Origin of the sequence: Amycolatopsis regifaucium, from assembly GCF_001613935.1 — a bacterium.
In the GTDB taxonomy this organism is placed as follows: Bacteria; Actinomycetota; Actinomycetes; order Mycobacteriales; family Pseudonocardiaceae; genus Amycolatopsis; species Amycolatopsis regifaucium.
This window is the reverse complement of record NZ_LQCI01000028.1, coordinates 22754-30390: the sequence shown is the minus strand read 5'-3', so window position 1 is coordinate 30390 and position 7637 is coordinate 22754. Positions and strand designations below refer to the sequence as shown.

General features: G+C 70.0%; 7 protein-coding genes and 1 pseudogene. 4 read left to right on the top strand and 4 right to left on the bottom strand.

Features of this window, described 5'->3' with window-relative positions; all coding sequences use genetic code 11:
- Nucleotides 1-273 precede the first annotated feature (273 nt).
- A complete protein-coding gene (locus tag AVL48_RS23540; RefSeq protein ID WP_061988952.1) occupies nucleotides 274-972 on the top strand; it encodes a PP2C family protein-serine/threonine phosphatase in 699 nt (232 codons plus the stop codon).
- 9 nt (nucleotides 973-981) lie between these two features.
- Here the strand turns inward: AVL48_RS23540 and AVL48_RS23535 are convergent, their stop codons facing one another.
- The 3 genes from AVL48_RS23535 to AVL48_RS23525 form a co-directional block, all read right to left on the bottom strand.
- A complete protein-coding gene (locus AVL48_RS23535; RefSeq protein WP_061988950.1) occupies nucleotides 982-1446 on the bottom strand; it encodes a DUF2127 domain-containing protein in 465 nt (154 codons plus the stop codon).
- 103 nt (nucleotides 1447-1549) lie between these two features.
- Nucleotides 1550-3007, bottom strand: a complete 1458-nt coding sequence (locus tag AVL48_RS23530; protein WP_061988899.1) for an amidohydrolase — start codon at nucleotides 3005-3007, stop codon at nucleotides 1550-1552.
- A 113-nt stretch (nucleotides 3008-3120) separates the two neighbouring features.
- A complete protein-coding gene (locus AVL48_RS23525) occupies nucleotides 3121-3573 on the bottom strand; it encodes a MarR family winged helix-turn-helix transcriptional regulator (protein ID WP_244162655.1) in 453 nt (150 codons plus the stop codon).
- On the opposite strand from AVL48_RS23525, the pseudogene AVL48_RS23520 reads away from it, so the two are divergent.
- The 3 genes and pseudogenes from AVL48_RS23520 to AVL48_RS23510 form a co-directional block, all read left to right on the top strand.
- A pseudogene (locus AVL48_RS23520) lies at nucleotides 3541-3897 on the top strand (MFS transporter); the annotation flags it as partial. The gene AVL48_RS23525 and the pseudogene AVL48_RS23520 overlap by 33 nt on opposite strands.
- A gap of 30 nt (nucleotides 3898-3927) precedes the next feature.
- On the top strand, nucleotides 3928-4761 hold the full coding sequence (locus AVL48_RS23515) for an aldo/keto reductase (RefSeq protein WP_061988893.1): 834 nt from the start codon (nucleotides 3928-3930) through the stop codon (nucleotides 4759-4761).
- A gap of 138 nt (nucleotides 4762-4899) precedes the next feature.
- On the top strand, nucleotides 4900-6741 hold the full coding sequence (locus AVL48_RS23510) for a M48 family metalloprotease (protein WP_244162656.1): 1842 nt from the start codon (nucleotides 4900-4902) through the stop codon (nucleotides 6739-6741).
- Here the strand turns inward: AVL48_RS23510 and AVL48_RS23505 are convergent.
- On the bottom strand, nucleotides 6722-7561 hold the full coding sequence (locus tag AVL48_RS23505) for an SAM-dependent methyltransferase (protein WP_061988889.1): 840 nt from the start codon (nucleotides 7559-7561) through the stop codon (nucleotides 6722-6724). The genes AVL48_RS23510 and AVL48_RS23505 overlap by 20 nt on opposite strands.
- Nucleotides 7562-7637 lie beyond the last annotated feature (76 nt).

The window sequence follows — 7637 nt, the reverse complement described above, 5'->3', positions numbered from 1 at the left end:
GGAGCCCGCCAGCCACACCGGCGACGGGCCCCTCGGCATGCCCGTAGACCAAGACCGGAGGTGCGACCGTGACGGCCCCCAACGGCAGGCTGCGTCCGACCCAGCGGGTGCCGACCGGAGCCTCGACCAACGTCACCCGCCGGCCGCGTGTCCAACCCCTCCTGCCCCCAACGACACTCACCAGCCTTTCGACAGCGAACCCTCAGCCAGACCACAGGAAACGAGCGGATTCTGGAAGTGGGGAAAGAATCACCCGGCGGTGAGGAGAAGACCATGAGGGACCTTCCACACTGGCACACGGCGAGCGCGCAGGGGCCGCGCAAGCACAACGCGGACGCCGCCGGGACGTACGCGGCCGCGGACGGTACGGGGATCGTGTTCGCGCTGGCCGACGGTGTCGGGGATCACCCGAACGCGGCATACGCGGCGCGGACGGCGGTCTCGGCGGCGACCCGGACTGCGGCCGGGCGGGGCGCGGTCGCGACTGTTCTGGCTGCTCAGGGTGCTGTGCTCGCGTCCGGCGGGCCGGGTGACTGCGTCCTCGTCGTGGCTGTCCGGACCGACGAGGGGTATGGCATCGCGTGGGTCGGGGACGCGCGGGCGTACGCTTGGGACGGTTACAGCGTGCGGCAGGTGACAAAGGACCATACGCTCGCGCAGTACTTCCGCGACCACGAACAGCCCGTGACACCGCGGATGGAACACGTCGTCACCACCAGCGTCCGCACCGCCGGTGAGCACGAGATCGGCACGGCAACCGTCACCACCGGTGGGCTTCTGCTCACCAGCGACGGCGTGCACAAGACGCTCAGCGGGCCGACCATGCTCGACATCCTCGCGATGCCGGACAGGGCGGCCACAGAGCTGGTGCGGACGGCGATCTCGCTCGGTGGCTCCGACAACGCCACCGCGATCGTGGTGGGTCCGCCCGGTGCGGATCTCACCACGGAGAAATTTCGCGTCGCGGCCTGAACCGGGCGGTCAGGCCGCGACGCGATCCCGTTTGAGCTGCCGGTACTCGCGCAGCACCAGCACGACGATCACGACGTCGAGCGCGGCGAAGAACGGCAGCGCCAGCGAGTGCGTGTGAATCGCGCGGATGATCTCGTAGACCACGAACGCCGAGAGCACCACAGCGGCGACGGGGTAGGCCCGCATCACCTTGCGTGCCAGCGCCCAGACCAGGCCGAGCTTGATGAGCCCGTGCGCGACGAGGTACACGACGGCGAACGTGCGCCCTTCGACGAAGTGGCCGGCGGCGAGTTCGAGATGCCGCGCCAGTGTCCCCTGCGGGTCGCCGAGCAGATCGCGGGTCACCACCGCGTGCGCGAAACCGGTGACGGCCGACGCCGGGACGATCATCGGGACGAGCCCGCCGAGCAGCTGCAGGGCGCCGTCGAGTCCCTTCAGGGCGATGGCGATCCGGAACAGCTTCTCGGTGGTCATGGGCGCTCCTTCCACGATCACCTCACCCTGCCGCACCCGGCCGGCGCGCGCAGCCGCCGTCACCGGAACAGGCGGTTTCGGCAGGTCCGGCAAGGGAAAGGGTTCATGACACGAAGGTGATCCTGCCGTTCATCACGGTGGCGGTGACAGGGATGTCGCGGAGTCCCGCGGGCGAGAGCTTCACCGGGTCCACGGCGGTGATGACCAGATCCGCGACGTCTCCGACCGCCACCCCGGCCCGGCCACCGGACGCCGCCGCGAGCGCGGCCTCCAGTGGCATGGCCTGTTCGGGATGCCACGGCGGACGGTCGTCGTCGGTGCGGCTGACCGCGGACGCGATCGCGTCCCACGGATCCAGCGGCGCGACCGGCGCGTCCGAGCCGAACTCCAGGCGTACCCCGGCGCGGTGCAAGGCGCCGTACGGGAAAGCCCGGTCGGTCCAGCCGTGCCAGTGCCGGTCGGCGACGTCGCGGTCGTCCGGCTGATGGGCGGGTTGCACACTCGCGACGACGCCCAGTTCGGCGAAGCGCGCGACGTCCTCGGCACGCAGCAGTTGCGCGTGCTCGATGCGGCCCGCGCAGCCGATTTTCGCGAAAGCGTCGAGCGCGATCTTGTTGGCGTGGTCGCCGATCGCGTGCACCGCCGGAGAAAGACCGTGTCCGGATGCCTTGCGCATCAACGGTTCCAGCTCTTCGGGCGGCAGTTCGAGCAGTCCGTGGGACTCGGTTCCGGCGTAGTGTCCCACGCAGTACGCGGTGCGCGTGTTCAGCGAGCCGTCGACGAACAGCTTGAACGGGCCGACAGTCAGCAGACCTCCGGTGTCTTCCAGCACGTCGCCGGTGCGGTGGCCGCGTTCGACGGCGGTGTCGAGCAGGTACTTCGCGATCACGCAGGAAACCCGGACCGGCAAGGGTTTCCGCGCGAGCCGTCGCCGCCAGTCGGTGACGGTGTCGGTGTACTCGTAGTCGGCGATCTTGGTGACCCCGCGCGCGGCCGCCGCGTCGAGCGCGTCGGCGACCCAGCCGTCGATGACGTCCTCGGGGGCGACCGGGAGTTCGGCCGTCGCGCTCATGCAGTCGTTCTCCAGCAGCACCCCGGTCGGATGCTCGCGGCCGAGGAGTTTCAGCGCGGCCGGGCTGAGCCACAGCGTGTGGAGGTCCGCGCTGAACAAGGCGACGGGATGCCCGGGCAGCGCCTTCTGCAGCAGGTCCTTGTGCGGCGCGTCGGGCCAGAGGCCGTCGCGGAAACCGGCGCCCAGGACGAGATCGCCGGGCGGCACGGGATGCGCGAGCAGGTGGGCGAGCACGAGATCGACCGCGTGCGCGGCGGAAGTCGCCTCTCCCAACGGGATCCGCCGGCGCGCCGCGGACCACTGCGCGGTGTGCACGTGCGCGTCGACGAGACCGGGCAGCAGCGTGCCACCGTGTCCGTCCAGGATTTCCGACGCTTCACCCGCGTGCCCCGGGCCCTCGATGGCCGCGATCCGGCCACCCTTGATCAGCACGTCCGACAGGGAACCCGCCAGGCCGACCCGGACCCGGCGCAACAGAAGATCGTCCACTCCCTCACCCTGCCAGCCCGGCCGCGTTTCGTCCTCTACTTGCGCTCCTCGCGCACGCGCCCCACCGCGTTTCGTCCTCTAAATGCGGTGGTTCGCGATGCCAACTACCGCGTTTAGAGGACGAAATGCGGGAGGCGGGGGAGCTTTCCGAGCGCGGCGACCAAAGGGGCGAGTTCGGGGAGTTCCTCCGCGGCGGCGAGGGCCTCGGTGAGGACGGCGTCGTGCGTCGGCCGCGCGGCCGCCAGCAGTTCCTTCCCCGGCGCCGTGACCTCGGTGTAGATCCCCCGCCGGTCGGTCGGGCACAGGTACCGCTGCAGCAGCCCCCGGTCCTCCAGCCGCGAGACCAGCCGTGTCGTCGCCGATTGGCTGAGCACGACGGCGTTCGACAGCTGGTTCATCCGCAGGTGGAAACCGTCTTGCCGGGCGAGCACGTCCAGCACGGTGTACTCGCTGACGGAAAGTTCGTGCTGCTGCGCCAGAGCGCGTTCGAGCGCGTCCTCGATCCGCGCGTGCAGTGCGGCGAGGGTCCGCCAGCCCTGCTGATCGTGTTCGTCTTCACCGCGCACGATCGGCTTCCCGCCGCGATCACCATCGCGGTCTTCGGCGCCGCCGGTTTCGCGACCGTCGCGCCGCTGCAGGCCCGCGTGATGAACAAGGCCGAAGGCGCTCCCGCGCTGGCGTCGGCAGCCAACATCGCCGCGTTCAACCTCGGCAACGCCGGGGGCGCTTGGCTCGGCGGCAAGGCGATCGACGCCGGTCTCGGCTACACCGCGCCCAACTGGATCGGCGCCGCGCTCGCGCTCGCCGGGCTGCTGGTCGCGGTGATCTCAGGCATGCTCGATCACGGGCGGCGGAAGGCCCGTCGCGCCGAACCGGCCCCCGTCGCCTGAGCCGTGAAGTACCCATCGAAAGGAAAGCAAGTGACCGACATTCCCACCGTCGAGCTGAACAACGGGGTGGAGATGCCGCAGCTCGGATTCGGCGTCTTCCAGATACCCGACGAGGAGACCACCGCCGCGGTCAAGACCGCGCTGGACGCCGGCTACCGCAGCATCGACACCGCCGCCATCTACGGCAACGAAGCCGGTGTCGGCAAGGCTCTCGCCGAGTCGGGGATCGCTCGCGACGACCTGTTCATCACCACCAAGCTGTGGAACAGCGAGCAGGGTTACGACTCCACGCTGAAGGCGTTCGACGCCAGCATGGCCAAACTGGGCCTGGACCGGCTCGACCTTTACCTCATCCACTGGCCGACGCCGGAGCGCGATCTCTTCCTCGACACGTGGAAGGCCTTCGAGAAGCTCTACGCCGACGGCCGGGTCCGTGCGATCGGGGTGTCCAACTTCCAGCCCGCCCACCTGGAACGCGTCCTCGACAGCGGTTCGGTCGTCCCGGCGGTGAACCAGGTCGAGGTGCACCCGTACCTTCAGCAGGCGGAGGTACGCGAGTTCGACGCGAAGCACGGCATCGCGACCGAGGCGTGGAGCCCGCTGGCCAAGGGCGGCGACCTGCTCGGCGAAGCCGCCGTGAAGGCGCTGGCGGACAAGCACGGCCGCACGCCCGCGCAGATCGTCCTGCGGTGGCACCTGCAGCTGGGCAACGTCGTGATCCCGAAATCCGTGACGCCGTCGCGGATCAAGGAGAACCTCGACGTCTTCGGGTTCACCCTGTCGGGGGAAGACATCGCGTCGCTGTCCCCGCTGGACCGCGGTGAGCGGACGGGGCCGGATCCCGACACCTTCAACGTCGCCTGAGCTCCGGTAGCTCTTCGTTTCCGCACGAGCCCTCTGGGTAGCCGGTTACTATTCGGCCGCACAGAGGGCTCTTGTGCGAAAAGAGGTAACCGGACGATGCAGGCCCGAGGACGTGCCGTCCTCGCGACACTTCTGCTCGTGGCGTTCCCATTGGCGGTCGTCGCGGTGGGTGTCGTCAGTGTGCTGGCGGGCCTGCGGATCCACGGAAAGACCGGCACCTACGTCATGCTCGCCGGGCTCGCGATGATGATCGCGCTCGGTTTCGGGCTGGTGAGCGCGCTGCGGGCACGGCGTCCCCCGATCGAGGGGCCGCGGCTGGACCGTGCCGCCCATCCCGCGTTGTGGCGGATGATCGACGACCTCGCCGCGCAGGTGAAGACGCGGCCGCCGGACGAGGTCGTGCTGATCGGCGAGATCAACGCGGCGGTCACCGAGGACGCCCGGTTCCTCGGACTGAGGCCGGGCCGCCGCACGATGCTGATCGGGCTGCCGTTGCTGGCCGCGATGAGCGTGAGCGAACTGCGGTCGGTGCTCGCGCACGAACTCGGCCACTACAGCGGCGGCCACACCCGGTTGCTCGCGCTCACCTATCGCGGCACCCAGACGCTGGCGTTCACCGTCGACCGGCTCGACGGCGGGCCCGCCAGGGCCTTGCTTTCCGCGTATTCGAAGCTGTATCTGCTCATCGCGCGGGCGGCGAACCGGCGGCAGGAACTGCAGGCCGACGAGGCGTCCGTACTGGCCGCGGGGAGCCGGACGGCGGCCGCGGCGCTGCGCAAGGTCGCGACGCTGGGCCCGCTCTGGAACGACTACTGCGAGCGCTACGTCTCGCTCGGCGCCCGGGCTCGGCGGACCCCCGCGGTACTGCTGGGCTTTCGTTCGTACCTCAATCACCCGGTCCAGCGGGACTGGGTGACCAAGTACGCCGACGACGTCCTCGACGGCGAAGAGCTGTCGAAGTTCGACAGCCACCCGCCCACGAAACGGCGGATCGCCGCGTTGGCCGGGGTGCCGGACAACCCGGTGAAACCGGACGCGCGGCCGGGCTGGTCGCTGCTGGGCGCCCCCAAGATCGACGTCCCCGAGGCGGAACTGGCCGTGCTGATCCGCGACGTCGGGCCGCGCGCGGACTGGGACGAGGTCGTCAAACGCGCCGGCCGGGCGTCGGTGGCGGAGGGCGCGAAACTGCTGACCGCGGCGGGGACCGAGAGCAGGCTGGCGCCGCGCGGCACGGTCGGCGAGGTCGTGCGGGTGCTGCGCGACGGTGACGCCGACGCGCTCGCCAAACCGCTGCGGGCCCCGTCCCGCGAAGAGGGCCGCCGGCTGCTGACCGAGTTGTTCGCCGACACCGTCACCGCCGCGATGATCGACAACGGCGTCGCCGCGCACCGGCTGAACTGGGGCGGCGGCTGGGAACTGTGCCTCGGCGACGGCGAGCCGTTCGACGTCGCCGAGCTGGTCGGCCCGGCCGTGGCGAGCCCGCGCGCGGTCGACGAACTGGTCCAGAACCTGCAACTGCTGAAGGTGCCCGCCGGCTACTTCTGCAAACAAGAGCCCGAACGGGAGTCGGATCCCGCCGAGGTCCGGATGCTCGGGATGTTCACCGCGCTCAAGGCCAAGCGAAAGCTCTACGACCTTATCGTCTGCGACACCGAAGTGATCCTGCTGCCGATGGCGCGTTCGGTGCTGCTGCGCCGCGGTGTCGCCGGACTGATCGGGGCGCGCGGGGTCTCCGACCGCAAGCGGATCCGGAAGCTGCGGGAGCGCGGCCTCCACGAGCTGCGTGCCGAACCGGGCGCGCGGCGGATCCCGTTCACCGACATCGTGGCGGGCGGTTTCCCCCGCCGGAAGCTCACCGCCTACCTGACGATGGAACTGTCGGACGGCGAGACGCTGGAACTGGCGATCACCGGCAACACGGAGGACTTCGGAACCGCGCACGACGCGCTGAAGGCGTTTTTCAAGTCGTTGAAGGCTTGAAGCCGACGCCACCGAGACTGAGGTGGTTCAAGTCGCTCAGCGGTGCCAGCCGCGGCCCTTCCGGCCACCATTCGTGCAGGTGGACCACGCCGGGCTCGAGGATCTCCAACCCGTCGAAGAGTGATTCGATCTCGTCGCGGCCGCGGTGCACCGTGCGGTACCCGGTTTCGGCCATCAGGTCGTCGATCTTCCACGCGAGCGAGGCGAGGGGGCCGTGGCCGGGGCTGAAGTCGTGGGTGATCAGCACATACGACCCCGGTGCGATCGCGTCGGCGTAGGCGCGGACGATCGCCTGTGCCTTGCCGAGGTCTTCGATGTGGTGCAGCACCGAGTTCAGGATCACCGCGACCGGCCGGTCGAGTTCGATGTGTTCGGCGACCACCGGATCGGCGAGGGTCTGCCCGGGGTCGGTCAGGTCCGCGCCGCTGACGTGGACGAGGTGGTCCTCCAGCAAGGCCAGCCCGTGTGCCTGGACGACCGGGTCGTGGTCGACGTAGACGACCAGCGCGTCGGGGTTGTACCGCTGCGCCGACTGGTGGGTGTTCTCCGCCGTGGGCAGGCCCGACCCGAGGTCGAGGAACTGGTCGATGCCGCGAGCGCCGGCGAGGAACCGGACCACGCGGTTCGCCCAGGAGCGGAACTCCTTGGCCATGGCGGCGGCATCGGGCGCGAACGCGAGCAGCTCCGCGACGGCCTTCCGGTCGACCTCGTAGTGGTCGTGTCCGCCGAGAAGGGCGTCCTTCATCCGGGCGAGGTTGGGCTTGCTGTAGTCGAGGGGCAGAGGCCGCCGCGGCACAGACCGGACCTCGTCCGAAGTCATGGACACGTTCCACCCTTCAGCCGTGCATGGGATGCGCGAGCGCGCTCCCCCGGCTCCCTCGACAGCGACGGACAGT